Raw genomic sequence first — 15,732 nt, 5'->3', positions numbered from 1 at the left:
CGCCGACCTGGTGCCGTATGCGATTTTTTATGTTGGCTTTTTCGTCCTGTTTGAACTGGTTGCTCGTGTGAGTGAAATTCCAGATGCAAATGTCTTTCGCCGCATTTGTCGAGCGGGCCGGTCTTCAAGTCGCCAGGGCGAAAGAAAAAGGTGATAGATGAATATCCTGTTGGTGGAAGACAATCCCGCGCAAGCTGATTCGGTCGAAAGGGAGATCGGGCAATCCGGGCATCGAATAAACAAGGTCGAGCGGGGCAAGGACGCAATCAGTTTTCTTCAGGCCAACGAGGTCGATCTCGTGGTGCTCGACTGGGAATTGCCGGGCATGAGCGGCTTCGAGGTGCTGTACTGGATACGCCGTCACCTGGGCCGCGAACCCGCGGTGCTGTTCGTGACCAGCCGGCTTCTGGAAGTGGACATCGTGCAGGCGCTGGACGCCGGCGCGGATGACTACGTCGTCAAGCCGTTCCGGGCCAACGAGCTGGGGGCACGGGTAGGCGCGCTGTTGCGTCGCACACGACGCAGCATAAAGGTGGAAAGTGTAATCGCGGTTGGGCCTTATGTATTCGACGTCACGCAGCGCAGTGTTTTTCTGCACGGCGAATCGATCTTGTTGACGGAAAAGGAATTCGACGTGGCGGCCTATTTCTTCGCGAACGTCGGACGGGTCGTTTCCAAGCGGCTTCTGGCGAAGCTTGCGTGGGGCCGCGAGCTGGATAGTACGTCGCGCACGATCGACACGCATATCTACCGGCTGCGACGCAAGCTGGCCCTGCATCCGGACAACGGCGTGCGATTGACGACCGTCTATACGCACGGCTACCGCCTCGACGAGGCCGATGCTGGCAGCGCGGAAGCGCAAGCGCCGGCGAGCACCGAGCCGGAAGACGCTGTCGCGGAGAAGGACAGGTCCGTGCAGGGCGCGCAAAGCGATCTCCGCTAGCGATCCGACACGAGGCCATGAGCGACCTGAAGCCGATTGCGCTGGTCGCGCCTCGTTGCGCGGCTCCTCATTGAGTCGTCATACGGTTCGGCGTATCTTGAAAGCAAATTCACAACGACCCTCCATGCCTCTCACGGATAGCCGGTGAGAGGACACCTCATGAATACAACCGCTGATAGTTTCGAGCGTGAATGGATCGTGTCGCTGATCCAGACCAAGATGATGCCGCCGCGTCTTCCCGCGGGTTGCGTGCAACGGCCGGGATTGCTCCGGCGACTCGATGAACGACGTCCGCGTCACATTACGCTCGTGAGCGCGCCCGCGGGTTTCGGCAAAACGACCTTGCTTGCCGCGTGGAGCGAAGCGCAAACGAGAAAGAAGCGTCCCGTTGCGTGGCTCAGTCTCGATGGAGAAGACGACGATCCGCAGCAACTCGGGGCCTATCTGGTGGCGGCGCTTTGTCGCGCATCGAAGGAGATCGCGTGGCAGGCACAGCAACTTCTCGATAACGATGCACACACGCCGGTCAGAACGGTCATTTCAGTGCTGCTCAATGGCATCGCCGCATACGGCCGCGGTGTTTTCCTGGTGCTCGACGACGTCGACCGTCTGAGCGCGAAACCCGTTCTCGCGATCGTGTCGCGCCTGCTGCGCTACGCGCCCGACAACCTGCACGTGCTGCTCGGCGCGCGCGGCGAACCGGCGCTGTCGCTGAGCGGGCTGCGCTCGCCCGACAAACTTTCGCGTGTGAATGTCGACGATCTGCGCTTTTCGCTCGACGATGCCCAGGCGTTTTTCGACCACACCGGTAACGCGCTGCTCAACCGCAACAGCGTCGAGTTGTTGAACAGCGCGACCGAAGGCTGGGTGGCCGGTTTGCAACTGGCTTCGCTCGGACTGAACCGGATCGATGACGTGGCCGCGCTCGCCAGTCATCTCGCCGGTTCCCGCTTCGGCATCGATCGCTACCTGAACGATACGGTGTTTGCGCATTTGCCGCCGCCCATGCTGACGTTTTTGCTTTACACGTCGATTCTCGAGCGGCTTACGGCGACGCTGTGCGACGATGTCATGGGCGGTGAGGGCGAAAGCGGAGAAAAGCTGGACTGGCTCGAGCGGCATAACGTGTTCATCCGGCCGCTCGATGAGATGCAGAACTGGTATCGCTATCACGCATTGCTGAGCGATGCGCTTCGCCGCCGTCTCATGCGTCAGACGCCACGACAGGTTCCGTTGCTGCATCGCCGGGCCAGCCTGTGGTTCGCGCGGGCTCGCCTGTGGCGCGAAGCCGTGCGACATGCGCTGGCCGCGGGCGACATCGGGCAGGCGGCGCAGTGGGCCGAAAACTGTGCGATGGAGATGCTCCAACGCGGCGACCCGTTCAGGCTGCCGGGCTGGATTCGCAAACTGCCGCCGGACGTGATCGCGGGTCGACTGCGCTTGCGTCTGGCGAAAGCCTGGGCTCTCGCGATGTCGCTTGAGACCGCGCGCGCGTCGAAGGAGATCGGCGAGATTGCCGACGAGTTCGAGCGAACGGCCCGTGATGATCGGTCGGTAGCCGACGAGGTCGCATGGGCGGAGATCAACGCGATCCGCGCGGTGATCGCTTGCGTGAACGACGACAGCGAACATGCGCTGGAACTCGGGCGTGCCGTTGAGGCATCGACGGCGCCTGCGGAACCGTGGGTACGCCATTACGGGCAAAGCGCGGAGATTTTCGGCTTGATGTATAGAGGGCAGTTCGCCTACATCTCCCGCGTATGGAGAGCGCGGGTCGATCAGGTGGGACTCAGCCGGAAACCGAACAGCGCGGATATGTTGCGCGACGCGGTGTACGGCATCGCCGCGCTGATACACGGCGAACTTCCCGATGCGAGGCGGGTGATGGAGGTCGCGATGCGGTACTCCGAAGACAAGCTAGGAGAGTGGTCGGCGGGCGCGGCCGCGGTAGCCGGTTGCCTTGCGTCGATTTACTACGAGTGCAACGAGCTGTCCAAGGCGCGGAAGTTGATCGACGGTCGCATGACCATCGCGCTGGAGACTTCGCCGCTCGCCGCATTGATGCGCTATATGCTTACCGCGTCGCGCCTGCTGTGGCGGGATGGCAAAAAAGGGCCGGCGCTCGCCGTTCTCGAGGACGGTCGACAGCTCGCGATAACCCGTCGATGGTTGCGTCTGAAGCTCGCGTGCGATGCGGAAACCGTCAGACAGCTGCTTGCCGACGGTAGGGTGGTCGAGGCGCGACAGGTCACCGACGAACTGAGCGCGAGTGTACCGATGATGTGCGAAGGGCGACGGGGCTCGGCGATGGAAACGTGGGCAAGCTACTGCGTGCTGCAAGCCCGCGTTCTGCTCGCTGAAAATGCCGCCGGCGACGCCGTTGGCTTTCTCTCGCGCTCACTCGACAATCTGGTTGCACTGGGCTGGCGCTATGCCGAGGCCGTCGTTTCGCTGCTGCTTTCTCTCGCGCATGAGCAGAACGGTGCTTCGGAACAGGCGTTCGCCGCGCTGGGAAACGCGCTGCGGATCGGCGGCGCGATGGGGATGATCAATAGCTTCGTGGACGAGGGGCCGCCGATGCGTGCGTTACTGGAACGCTTTCGCCGCACGCCATCGGAAATCGCGACCGGGCACGCCACGTATATCGGCACGGTGCTGTCGGCTTTCGACGAGGCGGATAACACGCCATCTTCTTCGTCGAGCTATGCCGACACGAAGATAACGCCGGGCACACTGAGCGCGCGAGAACTCGAAATACTGGGCTACGTCGCTCGCGGGCTGTCCAACAAGGAAATCGGACGATCATTGAATCGGGCACCCGAGACGGTCAAATGGCACATGAAGAACGTGTTCGAAAAACTGAACGTCAATTCGCGGTACGAGGCCGTGCAGAGTGTCTTCGGCATTCAGCCTGGAGCCGACTGAAGCGCCGTGCCGCGTGATGGCGCCGTCATCCGGTCACCTCACCGCGGCTCTCGTCCAAACGCTTCGCGCAGCTTGCGCTTTGCCCGCTGCAACGTATCGCGCCGCTCCTTCGGCAGCGTCCAAACGCTTCGCGCAGCTTGCGCTTTGCCCGCTGCAACGTATCGCGCCGCTCCTTCGGCAGGTTTCGGCCCGCTCGATTGATGTAGAAATTGAGCATCGACATCGCCGATTGAAACGGCGTGCCCTTGCGTCGACGGCTCGCCGTCGACGAGTGCTTCAACGATTGCGCGATGGACTCCGCGCTGCCGGTTTTGAAAATATCCTTCTGGATGTCCATCGCGTCGCTCGTTTCCATTACGTGATGCGACCATCTCTTCGCGCCGGACGCGCCGTTCGACTTCGAGGTTTTGGCGCGATGCGCGGCGTGCGCCTGCGCGTGGCGCTGACGCGGTGGCCGTCCCGACTTGCCACGAGACACAGGGCGTTTCGATTTGCTGCTGGTCTTTCGGGTCGCCATTGTGTTGTCTCCTGAAGCGGAATGTCCGACTCGCCACGCGTCGAAAATGGTCGATTTGGCGATCAGAGCTTCACGCCACCGGCCTCGGGCGCATCCGACGAACCCGCGGGAATGTCATCGACGCCGAGCTCGCCGCGCCTCGTATAGACGTCGCCGCCCCAGTACGGTTCGCTGCCGTAGTACTGATGCACGGTGGTGGCCCACGTCTGATCCGCCATCGATGGCCAGTGATCCTTATCAAATCCCGGTGCGTTCTTCACGCGCTCGGCCACCATGTTCAGCACGAAGCATTTTTCCTGCGTATCGAGTGTCAGCGCACTCCACGGAATCGCGAGCAGCTTGTCGCCGATGCCGAGAAAACCGCCGCTCGACAGCACCGCATACGCGACCCGGCCCGAACGCACGTCTAGCATGATGTCCTTGATCTTGCCGATGTGCTCGCCGTCGCTGCTGATAACCTTGTTGCCGTCGAGCGTAGCCGCGGCCATTACATCCGGACCTGGGCCTTCCGCGGTCGCGGCGCCTTTACCGACGATGTTCGCACCTTGTGTCTGGGTCTGCATCACCATGATGGGCTCCTTTTGAAGGGGTGAATGTACCGAGGCATTTAGCAACGGCCGTTCCATCTAGCCATGCGGCGCCGTTACGCCGTGGCGCGCGGCGCATCCGCGCGACGAGGCAGCGCGCGCGTAAAGTATGCGAGCGCGTTTGCAATTATTTCGTCCGTGCCGACGCAAGCGATGATCAGCGAAGCGCGATGCGCGCATGCGACGACTGCATCGCGCGGCATAGGCCTTGCTCGACTCTCAGTGATGGCAGCAGGGAGCCGAAGGATCGCACCCGTCCTTTTACTTCAGGGAGAACCCAGATGAGCAAGTATCCGAAGGCATGGCTGTTCGCGGCATGTGTGGTCGCGTCGGGCGCCGTCGCGTCGGGCGCCGCGTTCGCGCAGGCGGGCGGCGGTAACGGCAATAGCGGCACCGGCGGCGGCAACGCGCATGGCGCGGCGACCGCGGCGCCGACGGCGGGCAACGAGCCCGCGTCGAATGTCACGGGCAGCACCATGGGATCGACTTCGTCGATGAAACATCATCACAGGAAGTCGAAGGCAAACAAGCCGATGACCGATACGACGAATACGCCCGGCGCCAATGCCAGCAGCGATACGAAGGGACAGTAACGCTGGATCGATGCGGGCGCAGCCATGCACCTGTGCGTTCATCGTAACGCGCCGGGGTCGATTCAGCGCTGAGCCCGTCACTGGGCCGGCGGTTTCGGTTCGGAGGCCATTTCCCGCGCAGCACGCCGCGTACGCACGCGTGCCGTGGCTCGCAAATGTGCCGCGGCGCTTTTGTCTTTCGCGGCGGTGGCTTTCTTGCGCACCACGCGCGACTTTTTTAGCAGACTCGTCAACGAACCGTTGATACTGTCGTCGACCGACGACTTCCGCGTCTTGCGTCCTTTGCCACCGGATGCGCGCGCGAGTTTCGCCGCACGCTTTTCCGCCTGCGCGAGCAGCACCGCAAAGGCCACTTCATCTACCTTGAGTCCGCGGCGCGATTGGCCTGGCGCGAGGCTCTGCAACTCGTCCGCCTCGAACGCGCTGATGATCGCTGGGTGGATATAACAGCGCCGGCAGACGGCGGGCGTATTGCGTAGCAGCGTCGCCACTTCTTTCACGATCGCGACGATATGACGACGCGCTTCGGCCGCGCTGCTGCACATCAAGCGGCGCAATGCCGCCAGCGCGTACACGCTGCCGGCCCACGTGCGGTAGTCCTTGGCGGTGAAGTCCGCGCCGCTTACGCGGCGCAGGTAGTCGTTGATATCCGTCGAGCCGACGCTGTGGCGTGTGCCGTCTTCGTCGAGATACTGGAACAGGTCGTGACCGGGCAGTTCCGCGCAACGTCGCACGATGCGCTTGATGTTCGGATTGTCCACTGTCACGTCGTGCTCGATGCCGCTCTTGCCGCGAAACTGGAAGCGCAATTGACCGGCCCTGATCTTCACGTGCTTCTTGCGCAGCGTCGTCAATCCGTACGAGTGGTTATCGCGCGCGTATTCTGCGCTGCCGATGCGGATCAGCGTCGTGTCGAGCAACTGCACGATGGCCGCGACGACCTTGTCGAGCGGCATGCCGGGCAGCTTCAGATCACGCTCCACGCGCGCCCGGATTTTGGGCAATGCGCGGCCGAACTCGGCCATCCGTTCGTACTTGTCGGCGTCGCGCGTTTCGCGCCAGTGGGGGTGATAGCGGTACTGCTTGCGGCCGCGCGCGTCGCGGCCGGTCGCCTGCAGATGACCGCGCGGATCGGGGCAGATCCACACGTTTTCGTACGCGGGTGGAATCGCGAGCGAATTGATGCGTTGAATCTCGTCCTCATCGACGATGCGCTTGCCGTCGACGTCGAAATAAATGAAGCCGTTCCGGTCGCGCTTGCGTGTGTAGCCGGGCCTCGTGTCGTCGGCGTGGCGCAGTCCCGGCGGCATCGGTTGGGGCGCGGTGTTGCCGTTCGCGGTGGTCGGGCTGCGTGATGTGGTCGTGGAATGAGTCGCGGTAGCCATTGTTGCAGGTAGAAGTTTCAAACCCGGTTCGAACCGGTTCGCCGGGTAGGTGCGATGTGTGCCGTGTGATCGGCGGGAAGCAAGGGGGATGCCATCGACAAGTGACCCGGCGCGCTGAGGCGGAACGGTCCTTGCGGAAAAGTCGACGTGACCAACGGGAAAGGGAGCTTTCATGAGCAGCACACTCAACCCCGATGAAGAGCCGCAGCAGACCGTCAAGCAAACGTCCGGCACGACGGGCGCGCTGGGTCCCAGCGACTCGTCCGATAGCGGCAGCGACGTGGCGGGCGCGAAGCGTCACGATTTCGACGTCGATACGGAGCTCGACAATCACGCGCTCGAAGCCGGCGACGCCGCACTCGGCAGCGATACCGATCGCTCAGGTACGGGCGAGCGCGCGTCGGCCGATGGCGATTCGACGTTGGAGATGGACCGCGATATCGACACCGACCACGTCGTCGATCCGCAAGTGCCGCCGGGCGCGGGACGCTCCGACGAAGACGAAAACGACGTCTGACCACGGTGCTTTTGCACGCGCGGCTGCGCGAGCTGAACGGCGCAACCGCAGCGTCGGTGCACCGCCAACCTAATGTCGCCCGCTGACCACTGTCTTAACCAGGCACGTCTTTTGCTGAACCACGCTTAGCGAAGGCGCGGACCTCTGCACATGCATCACGGGCAAGTGCATGAGCGCGACGCCGCACGAAGGAGAGCACGCATGACTGATGCACTGAATGGCTACAAGGTAGCGGTACTCGCCGTAGATGGTTTCGAGCAGGCAGAACTCATGGAGCCGAAACGCGCGCTCACCGAGGCGGGCGCGACGGTCCACGTGATCTCGGCGAAGCCGGGCAGGATCCAGGGCTTCAAACACGTCGACAAGGGCGATACCGTCGACGTCGATGCGACCTTCGACAAGGCCAGTCCCGACGACTATGACGCGCTGGTGTTGCCGGGGGGCGTCGTGAACGGCGACGCGCTGCGACTGCTGCCGCAGGCGCAGGCGTTCGTCAAAGCGGTCGACAAGGCGAAGAAGCCGATCGCGGTGATCTGTCACGGCACGTGGCTGCCGGTATCGGCGGGGATCATCAAGGGGCGCACGGTGACGAGCTGGCCTAGCCTGCAGGACGATATTCGCAACGCGGGCGGCACGTGGGTCGATCAGGAAGTGGTCGAGGACGGCAATCTTATTTCGAGCCGCAAACCCGACGACCTTCCCGCGTTCAACAAGGCGCTGATCGGCAACTGACGAAGCGCAAGGCGGCTTGATCGCGGGCGGCCGGTTGACTTCGGAGCCTGCGCATCGGTGATTCGACAGGGAGAAAATGCATGAAATTCCGGTATTCCCTACAAGTGTTGACTGCCGCGCTGGCCGTGTTGGGCGTGAGCGCGGCATCGATCGACACGGCCCGCGCGCAGGCGAGCGATGCGCCCGCGAGCGCAGCGCCGACCGGCGGCACGACGCTGTCACCCGCGGATCAGCAGTTCGTGCTCGAAGCGTCGAAGTCGGACGCCACTGAAATCGCCGCTGGCAAGGTCGCGCTGAAGAACTCCAACGATCCGCATGTCAGGAAGTTCGCTCAACAGATGATCGCCGACCACACGAAGCTGTCGCACGCAATGGCCGGGCTGGTCGCGAAGAAGGGCTTCAAGCCGACGCCGTCCGCGGATTCCGCGCTGGTCGGCAAACTGCAGACGTTGAAGGGCACCGAGTTCGATCAGGCCTATGTCGAGCAGGTCGGCGTGGAAGCGCATCAGCGCGCGGTCGACCTGTTCCAGCAGCAAAGCGAGAGCGGCACCGACTCGCAACTGAAGGCCGCGGCCGCGCAAGCGCTGCCAACCATCAAGCATCACCTCGAGATGGCGCAGCAACTGGCCGGCAAATTGAAGGGCTAGTCATGAACGCTATCCTGCCACGGCCTGCTTATGAGGACTCTCTGATGCAGATCACTTTCCCCGATGACGAAGCGGCCTTCGACGGCGCCAATCTGACCGTGCGCTTTCTTGCGCGCGTCGATGGCGAGCCAGTGGTTTGCGCGATTACTGCCGAGGCTCTGGAAGATCATTTCGGCGCGGAGTCCGCGCTTGAAGCGGCGTTGATGGCCGCTTTCGACAGAGGCCGTCAGCGCATCCGCTCCGTCTGCGCGGAAGCGCTCGACCAGAACGACGGAGAAGGCGTAGTGTTGCATAGCGGACTGTTCAGAGTGGAAGGCATGGAACCGGATCGCGGCGCCGCGGCGTAGCGCCGCTGCGTGTCGCATCGACTGGGCGCGCTGCTTCCGACTCGCGCCACCGGCGACAGGATGGTCCGCGAGCGGCAATCAACGATAAGGAGGCCGTATGTCACTCATCGTCGCAGCACGCTTCACGACTTTTCCCGCTGCGGAAAGCGCGGCGCAAAAACTGTTCGATGCGGGTTTCGTGGAAGAGGACGTCACGCTGTTTTTCGTCAATCCGCGCGGCCAGCATGCGCGTTTCCCGATCGGCGGCGACACCGATACCGACCCCGGCGCGCGAGAAGCGCCTAAAGGTGCGGGCATGGGCGTGACGATCGGCGCGGTGATTGGCGCGGTGATTGGCGTGGCGATCTTCGCGGTGTTTTCCGCGCCGCTGCTGGTGTCGCTGATCGCGGCCGGCGTCGGCGCGTATGTCGGCTCGCTGGTCGGCGCGATGTCGCGCACCAGGGAGCGCGGCAAATCGGACCATCGCGTGCCGTATCACGAGGAGGCGCGCGATTCGGGCGTGCTCGTCGCCGTGCACGTGTCGCCCGACAATCAGCTGGACGCCGCGCGCGTGCTGCGTGAAGCGGGCGGCGTGTCGATCGAGAAGGCGACCGGCCGCTGGCAGCAGGGACGCTGGGCCGATTTCGATCCGCTGAAGACGCCCGAGCCGATCAAGGAATTCGTGGAGAAGCGCGCGTGATATGGGCGACTCGGCATACAGACAAAAAACGGCCCGATGACGATCATCGGGCCGTTTTCCGTTTTCCGTTTTCCGTTTTCCGTTTTCCGTTTTCCGTTTTCCGTTTACCGCGCTGTTTCGACGTCGCGCGACACCCGCGGTTGCCGCGCATCGCGCGGCGGCTGCGATCGTTCGAGCTGCCTTTCGCTACGCATCGGCTCGCGAGGTGCCGGGCACGCGTGATGCGTGCTCTCAAATGCAGCCCGCCGCGCGTCGAACCGATCCATCGCGAGGCACATAAAAAGGCCCGCGCGGCGGATTCCGCGATGAACGAAACCCCTGGAGGTATTGAATGGCTACCAACGTTGTTTCCGTATTGAATGATCTGGTCGAAACGTCGAAGGATGGCGAAAAGGGCTTTATGAAGGCAGCCGAGGATGCGCACGACGACCAGCTGAAGATGCTGTTCCGTTCGAGTGCCGAGGACTGCTCGCGCGGCGCGCGTGAGTTGCAGGATGCCGTTCAGACTCTGGGCGGCAAGCCCGAAACCGGCGGCAGCATGAGCGGTGCGCTGCATCGCGGCTGGGTCGACGTGAAATCGGCGGTAGCGAATCGCAGCGACCATGCGATTCTTGCCGAGTGCGAAAAAGGCGAGGACGTCGCGAAGAAACGCTATCACGACGCGCTGGAGAAGGATTTGCCGGCGGACGTGCGGGCAATCGTCGAGCGGCAGTACCAGGGCGTGCTGCAAACGCATGACCGCGTGCGCGATCTGCGCGACCAGTATGCGGCGATGAAGCGCTGATCGACGCGTCAGTGCAATAAGGAAGAGCCGGCTCTGCCAGCCGGCTCTGTTACGTTCTGTTCAGTCGAATCGGTGCGAACCAATCGCGCGGATATCAGTCAGCCGCGACCTTCAGATGGTTCTTCACGCTGGTCACGCCCTTCACGCTTTGCACGACATCTTCGGCGGCGGACTTGTCGTCGGCCGAAGGCACCGAACCCGTGAGCCACACGACGCCCTTGCGGGTCTTCACGTGGATATGCGTCGATTTGACGTTCTTCGCGGCAAGCAGATCAGCCTTGACCTTGGTCGTGATGGTGCCATCGTCGATATGCTGGCCGACGCTTTCCGACGCCGCGGGCGGGGCCGAAGCGCTGGTCTGGGCGTTCGCGTTCAGCGCGAACGCGACGACGGCGATGCTGCCTGCGGTCTTCAGAAGCTGGATCGTCTTCATGGTTCTCTCCATCAGGTGGTAATGAAAATGGCGGTCTTGTTGGCCGGTGGCCGATCGCGGCCGAAGCCGCTGATGAGACACGTGGGGTCGTCGCCGCTACGGTACCGTCAGGGGCCCGTTTCTCGACACCGGACGCTGTACTCGCATCCGCGCTCGATCGAGGCGTTTGCGAAGGGCGGCGTCCGTCCACACACCGTTGCTCCGCAACCATCGTGCCTGCCGGCTGCGAGCCAATCCGTGCCGCTCGCGAAAGCCCCATGCATCGGGGAGTTTCGACTGACGAATAGGGCTGCGGCGCGGCCATGCGCGAGGCCGCCGCAGAGGTGAAGAAAGGGACCGGAAATTGCCTGCCGTTTGTAAAAACCGGCGCGCCCGGTCAGGGCAATTCATCCTCCTGAATAAACAAAGCGCAATCAAAACAGCGTCTTGCGCGATCTGGTACGGACGTTGCGTTGGTCAGTGAACTCGGCTCGTTGAGTCTGAGGCTACTAACGAACGGGATCACTCCAATGCCTTCAATCGAACTACGTACAAGGCAGTCTCTCGCACTGACGCCTCGTCTTCAGCAGTCGGTGCGGCTCTTGCAATTGTCGGCTCTCGAGTTCCAGCAGGAATTGCGCACGGCGCTCGATACCAATCCGTTCCTCGAATACGACTCATCCGAAGCGGAAGACGTCGCGCTCGCCGGCACGACGCCAGGCGAGGGTGAAGACGCCAACGCGCCGCCCGCCGTCGATACGCTTGCCGCCGCCGAGCCGGACGGACTGCCGGCGGAAAGCGCCGGTAGCGATACGCTCGAAAGCGCGGGCCAGGACGACATGCCCGCCGATTTTTCCGGCGACTACGGTTCGCGCAACTCGACGCGCCAGAACGGCGACGCGGACGGCAGCGACCCGGGCGATTGGGCTCGCTCGCAACCCACGCTGCGCGAGCAGTTGCACGACGCGTTGCGCCTGTACCGCCTAGACGACCGCGATCGCGCGGTGGCCCGTTTCATCATCGAGGCGCTCGACGACGACGGCTATCTGCGGCAATCGCTGGCCGACCTGGCCGATAGCGTCGATCTGGAACCCACGCTGACCGAGGAAGAACTGCTGGTGGCGTTGCGCCTCGTGCAGGCGCTCGATCGTCCGGGGCTCGGCGCGCGTTCGCTATCGGAATGCCTCGCGCTGCAGATCAATGCGCTACCCGCCAATACGCCGGGACGTGACGTCGCGCGGCAGATCGCCGAGCATCATCTGGAAAGGCTCGCGCGCCGCGAGCAGGCCGAGTTGCAAAAACAGATCGGCTGCAGCGCGGAGGAATTGCGTGTGGCTTGCGCGTTGGTGCGCAAGCTCGATCCGAAGCCCGGCAATTGCTACGGCCGCACCGAGGACAACTATGTCGTGCCCGACGTGATCGTGCGTCAGGTGCGCAACAAGTGGGTCGTGTCGATCAATCCGGCGGTGCAGCCGCGGGCGCGAATCCATCGCATGTATGCCCAGCTGTTCGCGCAGTCGGCCGGCGCGAGCCGTTCGCCGCTCGCGCAGCAGTTGCAGGAGGCGCGCTGGCTGATCCGCAACGCGCAACAGCGCTTCGATACGATCCAGCGGGTTGCCGAATGCATCGTCGCGCATCAGAAGGCGTTCTTCCTGTACGGCGAGATCGCGCTGAAGCCGATGGTGCTGCGTGACGTGGCTGACGAACTGGGCCTGCACGAATCCACGATCTCGCGCGCGACGGGCAACAAATATATGGCGACGCCGCGCGGCATCTTCGAGTTCAAGCATTTCTTCCCGCGCGAGCTCGGCACCGAAAGCGGCGGAACCTGCTCGGCCGCCGCGGTGCGCGCGCTGCTCAAGGAGATGATCGCCGCGGAAAATACGCGCGATCCACTGTCGGACGTGACGCTCGCGAAGATGCTCGCGGATCAGGGCGTGCTGGTCGCGCGACGCACGGTGGCGAAATACCGGCATCTGATGAAGGTGCCGCCGGCTGAACTGCGCCGGCAGCTTTGACGCGCCGAAGTTTTAACGGGGGTTTGAAGCAAAGCAGCCATTCAAACAGCAGTACATTGCGCACAGGGTCATGCGAGGTTATCCGCTCGCATGACCCTTTTTCGTATCTGGACGTTTCGCCGGCGTGCCTATACATTGGCGCGGTCAATTGGAAAGAGATCGGCGGAACGGATCGCACAACAACGGGTGAGCGCAATGAAGTATTCGAATCTGGTCGAGCGACTGCAAGGGCGGCGCACGTCGGCGTGGGAAATTCATCGGGTCGCGCAGCAGGCGGCTGCCATGGGAGAAGACGTGATCGTGCTGAGCGTCGGCGATCCCGAGTTCTCGACGCCCGCGCCGATCGTCGAGCGCGCCATCGATGCGTTGCGGGCCGGCGACACGCACTATACGGCGATGGCCGGTCGCGAGCCGCTGCGCGCCGCGATTGCCGCCGAGCACGCGCGCACGACGGGCTGCGACGTGAGCGCCACCAACGTGGTGCTGACCGCCGGCGCGCAAAACGGCGTGTTCGCGGTGTCGCTGTGCCTGCTCGAAGCGGGCGACGAAGTGATCGTTCCCGAGCCGATGTACCTGACCTACGAGGCCTGCGTGCGCGCGGCGGGTGCGACGCTCGTCGCGGTGCCGGTCGATCCGGCGCGCGCGTTTCACGTCGACTGCGACGCGCTCGAAGCGGCGATCACGCCGCGCACGAGGGCGATATTCTTCGCGACGCCGTGCAACCCGACCGGCGTGGTGATGCAGCGCGCCGATCTCGAACGCATCGCGCGGCTCGCGTGCAAGCACGACCTGTGGGTGCTGTCCGACGAGGTGTATGCGGAACTCACGTTCGAACGCGATCACGTGAGCATTGCGTCGTTGTCCGGCATGGCGGAGCGCACGGTCACGCTCGGCAGCCTGTCGAAGTCGCATGCGATGGCGGGGTGGCGCGTCGGCTGGGCAATCGGGCCCGCGACGCTGATCGAGCACATGGCGCGGCTCGCGCTCGCGATGCTGTACGGCCTGCCGGGTTTCATCCAGCAGGCCGCGTTGACGGCTTTGGAGAACAGGGCGGAGATCGTCGCCGATATTCGCGAGATCTACCGGCGGCGGCGCGACGTCGTGTTCGAGCGCTTGCATCGTGTGCCGGGCTTGCGGTGCCTGTTGCCCGAAGCGGGCATGTTCATGATGGTCGACGTCAGCGGGACCGGGCTCGATACGACCGAGTTCACATGGCAGCTGTTTCGCGCACAAGGCGTGGCCGTGCTCGACGCGAGTGCGTTCGGGGAGACGGCGAACGGCTTCGTGAGGTTGGGGCTGGTGGTGGGCGAGGATCGATTGATCGAGGCGTGCGAGAGGATCGCGCGGTTCGTGGAAGGGGGGCGGGACCGAGAGGGCGGTGGGTTGTAGATTGCGACGATCCGGTCGGTGGTCACCACGGCCAGCCGAAGGTGGCTGGGCAGTGCGTTCGGCGCGGCTTACTTTTTCCTGCGCACGAATTTCAAGCCGAAGCGCACCAGCCGCGGCATCGTTTCGGGCCGCAACAGCCGTGGGTCATACCCAGCAAATCGCCGCTCATTCTCCTGAAGACACAGTTGCATCAATTCGGGCACGCTGATATCGACATCCGTTACCGACTGCGCGCCGTTTACCGTGAAGTTGTTATCGTGCTCGTGGACGTTGCCCTCACCATCCATCGCACGTGCGAGCCCAATGCGCTCCCACACCAGAAACGCCCACACGCCCGCCACCTTGAGCTCGAAGCGGATGCGCTGCCACCATGAAAGCTGCGCGCGATGCCACGCGACCCAGTTCGCGAAGAGCAGAATATGGCGGCACTCTTCCTGCATCACCGGCTCGAATGTCTCGGTCAGTGCCGGCGGGAACAGGCCCGAGCGCCGCGCCACCTCGAACAGGCCGAACGCGAAGAAGCTGTCGATACATTCGCTATAGCCGGTCACGAGGTAAGCCCGTTCCGTGTCTTTCGGATAGACGTACGACGGCTCGCTCGCGAGCGCGATGCCATACGCATGCACCATGCGCGACAGCACTTCCTTATGGCGGTTCTCTTCCCACGCGTTCAGCGCAAGTGCGTCGCGCAGCTCCGGGGTGTCGAGCGTGGCCGCGTAGGCGGCCATGCGCAGGCGCGCCCTGCCTTCGGTTTGCACGGCGATGTCCCAGATCGGCAGATCGACGATGCGCTTGAGCGTCGCGGCTTCGAGCTGCGGCCATGCGAGCACGGACGGGCGATACGGATTGAAGGTCTCGCGAAACATGCGGCACATTTCCTGCCGGTGCACGTCGGAGCCGGGCGCCAGCGGGCCGTTGACGGTGCTAGTCCAGTGCCGCATCGCGTGGTCGGCGGCCTCGAGGGTCGAGGGGTCGGGCTGCTCGTGCGGCAGTTGCGGCGCGCGAAAGCCGGGGATCAGCGCGGCAGCGTCGAATGCATCCAGTACCAGTTGGTCCATTGGGTATTCTCGACAAGGCGACGAAGGCGCTGTCGATTCTGCCATGACTGCGCAGGTCTGCGCCACGTCGAGCAAAAAGCGCTTTGTAATGTTCGGCGTGCTGTGACGCCGACGGTTGACGCCGCGCAAACTTGCGTCAAGAATCGAGCGCCGGGTGTGCTCCCGAACCCGGCTAGCCCGATTCCAGCGCGTTTCGACT

The 15,732-nt window shown here is 63.5% G+C and carries 14 protein-coding genes and 2 pseudogenes; 11 read left to right on the top strand and 5 right to left on the bottom strand.

Annotated features, from left to right (window positions below):
• The first annotated feature begins 157 nt into the window (after window positions 1-157).
• A complete protein-coding gene (locus OKW29_RS07245) occupies window positions 158-943 on the top strand; it encodes a response regulator transcription factor (RefSeq protein WP_429290507.1) in 786 nt (261 codons plus the stop codon).
• Window positions 944-1,102: 159 nt separating this feature from the next.
• Window positions 1,103-3,868 carry a LuxR C-terminal-related transcriptional regulator gene (locus OKW29_RS07240; RefSeq protein ID WP_429290506.1) on the top strand — a complete coding sequence of 922 codons (2,766 nt, stop codon included), beginning with the start codon at window positions 1,103-1,105 and terminating at the stop codon, window positions 3,866-3,868.
• 115 nt (window positions 3,869-3,983) lie between these two features.
• On the opposite strand, the pseudogene OKW29_RS07235 reads toward OKW29_RS07240, so the two are convergent.
• Both OKW29_RS07235 and OKW29_RS07230 read right to left on the bottom strand, forming a co-directional pair.
• Window positions 3,984-4,385: pseudogene (locus OKW29_RS07235) on the bottom strand (DUF3175 domain-containing protein); the annotation flags it as partial.
• A 62-nt stretch (window positions 4,386-4,447) separates the two neighbouring features.
• Complete coding sequence (locus tag OKW29_RS07230; RefSeq protein ID WP_429290505.1) at window positions 4,448-4,954, bottom strand: PRC-barrel domain-containing protein; 507 nt, start codon at window positions 4,952-4,954, stop codon at window positions 4,448-4,450.
• A 299-nt stretch (window positions 4,955-5,253) separates the two neighbouring features.
• Here OKW29_RS07230 and OKW29_RS07225 point away from each other — a divergent pair, with 299 nt between their 5' ends.
• A complete protein-coding gene (locus tag OKW29_RS07225) occupies window positions 5,254-5,565 on the top strand; it encodes a hypothetical protein (RefSeq protein WP_429290504.1) in 312 nt (103 codons plus the stop codon).
• A gap of 77 nt (window positions 5,566-5,642) precedes the next feature.
• Here the strand turns inward: OKW29_RS07225 and OKW29_RS07220 are convergent, their stop codons facing one another.
• Window positions 5,643-6,950: a DNA topoisomerase IB gene (locus tag OKW29_RS07220; protein WP_429290503.1), complete on the bottom strand. Its 1,308-nt coding sequence runs from the start codon at window positions 6,948-6,950 to the stop codon at window positions 5,643-5,645.
• Between the two features lie 172 nt (window positions 6,951-7,122).
• On the opposite strand from OKW29_RS07220, the gene OKW29_RS07215 reads away from it, so the two are divergent.
• From OKW29_RS07215 to OKW29_RS07190, 6 genes and pseudogenes are all read left to right on the top strand, one after another.
• Window positions 7,123-7,467, top strand: a complete 345-nt coding sequence (locus tag OKW29_RS07215; RefSeq protein WP_429290502.1) for a chemotaxis protein — start codon at window positions 7,123-7,125, stop codon at window positions 7,465-7,467.
• A gap of 201 nt (window positions 7,468-7,668) precedes the next feature.
• Window positions 7,669-8,219: pseudogene (locus OKW29_RS07210) on the top strand (type 1 glutamine amidotransferase domain-containing protein).
• 60 nt (window positions 8,220-8,279) lie between these two features.
• Window positions 8,280-8,846, top strand: coding sequence for a DUF4142 domain-containing protein (locus tag OKW29_RS07205; RefSeq protein ID WP_429290501.1), 567 nt, complete (start codon window positions 8,280-8,282; stop codon window positions 8,844-8,846).
• Window positions 8,847-8,848: 2 nt separating this feature from the next.
• The gene (locus tag OKW29_RS07200; RefSeq protein WP_429290500.1) at window positions 8,849-9,193 is read left to right on the top strand and encodes a DUF1488 domain-containing protein; all 345 of its coding nucleotides are present in this window, start codon (window positions 8,849-8,851) and stop codon (window positions 9,191-9,193) included.
• A 97-nt stretch (window positions 9,194-9,290) separates the two neighbouring features.
• The gene (locus OKW29_RS07195) at window positions 9,291-9,872 is read left to right on the top strand and encodes a hypothetical protein (RefSeq protein WP_429290499.1); all 582 of its coding nucleotides are present in this window, start codon (window positions 9,291-9,293) and stop codon (window positions 9,870-9,872) included.
• Between the two features lie 331 nt (window positions 9,873-10,203).
• The gene (locus OKW29_RS07190; protein WP_184039760.1) at window positions 10,204-10,656 is read left to right on the top strand and encodes a PA2169 family four-helix-bundle protein; all 453 of its coding nucleotides are present in this window, start codon (window positions 10,204-10,206) and stop codon (window positions 10,654-10,656) included.
• Window positions 10,657-10,750: 94 nt separating this feature from the next.
• Here OKW29_RS07190 and OKW29_RS07185 read toward each other — a convergent pair whose 3' ends face one another.
• Window positions 10,751-11,089 (bottom strand): BON domain-containing protein, encoded by a 339-nt coding sequence (locus OKW29_RS07185; protein WP_018425284.1) that lies wholly within the window; start codon window positions 11,087-11,089, stop codon window positions 10,751-10,753.
• A 509-nt stretch (window positions 11,090-11,598) separates the two neighbouring features.
• Between OKW29_RS07185 and OKW29_RS07180 the strand changes: the two genes are divergently transcribed.
• Window positions 11,599-13,086, top strand: a complete 1,488-nt coding sequence (locus OKW29_RS07180) for an RNA polymerase factor sigma-54 (protein WP_184062450.1) — start codon at window positions 11,599-11,601, stop codon at window positions 13,084-13,086.
• A gap of 195 nt (window positions 13,087-13,281) precedes the next feature.
• Window positions 13,282-14,475: a pyridoxal phosphate-dependent aminotransferase gene (locus tag OKW29_RS07175; protein WP_429290498.1), complete on the top strand. Its 1,194-nt coding sequence runs from the start codon at window positions 13,282-13,284 to the stop codon at window positions 14,473-14,475.
• Window positions 14,476-14,543: 68 nt separating this feature from the next.
• Here OKW29_RS07175 and OKW29_RS07170 read toward each other — a convergent pair whose 3' ends face one another.
• A complete protein-coding gene (locus OKW29_RS07170; RefSeq protein WP_429290497.1) occupies window positions 14,544-15,533 on the bottom strand; it encodes a ferritin-like domain-containing protein in 990 nt (329 codons plus the stop codon).
• Window positions 15,534-15,732 lie beyond the last annotated feature (199 nt).

It is taken from the genome of Paraburkholderia sp. CI3 (assembly GCF_050436505.1).
GTDB lineage: Bacteria > Pseudomonadota > Gammaproteobacteria > Burkholderiales > Burkholderiaceae > Paraburkholderia > Paraburkholderia tuberum.
Note: the sequence above shows the minus strand (reverse complement) of the source record. Positions and strands in the feature narration are given on the sequence as shown.

Coding starts and splice junctions, on each gene's coding strand:
- OKW29_RS07205 (WP_429290501.1), top strand. CDS start 8,280: ATGAAATTCCGGTATTCCCTACAAGTGTTGACTGCCGCGCTGGCCGTG.
- OKW29_RS07225 (WP_429290504.1), top strand. CDS start 5,254: ATGAGCAAGTATCCGAAGGCATGGCTGTTCGCGGCATGTGTGGTCGCG.
- OKW29_RS07220 (WP_429290503.1), bottom strand. CDS start 6,950: ATGGCTACCGCGACTCATTCCACGACCACATCACGCAGCCCGACCACC.
- OKW29_RS07230 (WP_429290505.1), bottom strand. CDS start 4,954: ATGGTGATGCAGACCCAGACACAAGGTGCGAACATCGTCGGTAAAGGC.
- OKW29_RS07185 (WP_018425284.1), bottom strand. CDS start 11,089: ATGAAGACGATCCAGCTTCTGAAGACCGCAGGCAGCATCGCCGTCGTC.
- OKW29_RS07170 (WP_429290497.1), bottom strand. CDS start 15,533: ATGGACCAACTGGTACTGGATGCATTCGACGCTGCCGCGCTGATCCCC.
- OKW29_RS07200 (WP_429290500.1), top strand. CDS start 8,849: ATGAACGCTATCCTGCCACGGCCTGCTTATGAGGACTCTCTGATGCAG.
- OKW29_RS07195 (WP_429290499.1), top strand. CDS start 9,291: ATGTCACTCATCGTCGCAGCACGCTTCACGACTTTTCCCGCTGCGGAA.
- OKW29_RS07245 (WP_429290507.1), top strand. CDS start 158: ATGAATATCCTGTTGGTGGAAGACAATCCCGCGCAAGCTGATTCGGTC.
- OKW29_RS07180 (WP_184062450.1), top strand. CDS start 11,599: ATGCCTTCAATCGAACTACGTACAAGGCAGTCTCTCGCACTGACGCCT.
- OKW29_RS07175 (WP_429290498.1), top strand. CDS start 13,282: ATGAAGTATTCGAATCTGGTCGAGCGACTGCAAGGGCGGCGCACGTCG.
- OKW29_RS07215 (WP_429290502.1), top strand. CDS start 7,123: ATGAGCAGCACACTCAACCCCGATGAAGAGCCGCAGCAGACCGTCAAG.
- OKW29_RS07240 (WP_429290506.1), top strand. CDS start 1,103: ATGAATACAACCGCTGATAGTTTCGAGCGTGAATGGATCGTGTCGCTG.
- OKW29_RS07190 (WP_184039760.1), top strand. CDS start 10,204: ATGGCTACCAACGTTGTTTCCGTATTGAATGATCTGGTCGAAACGTCG.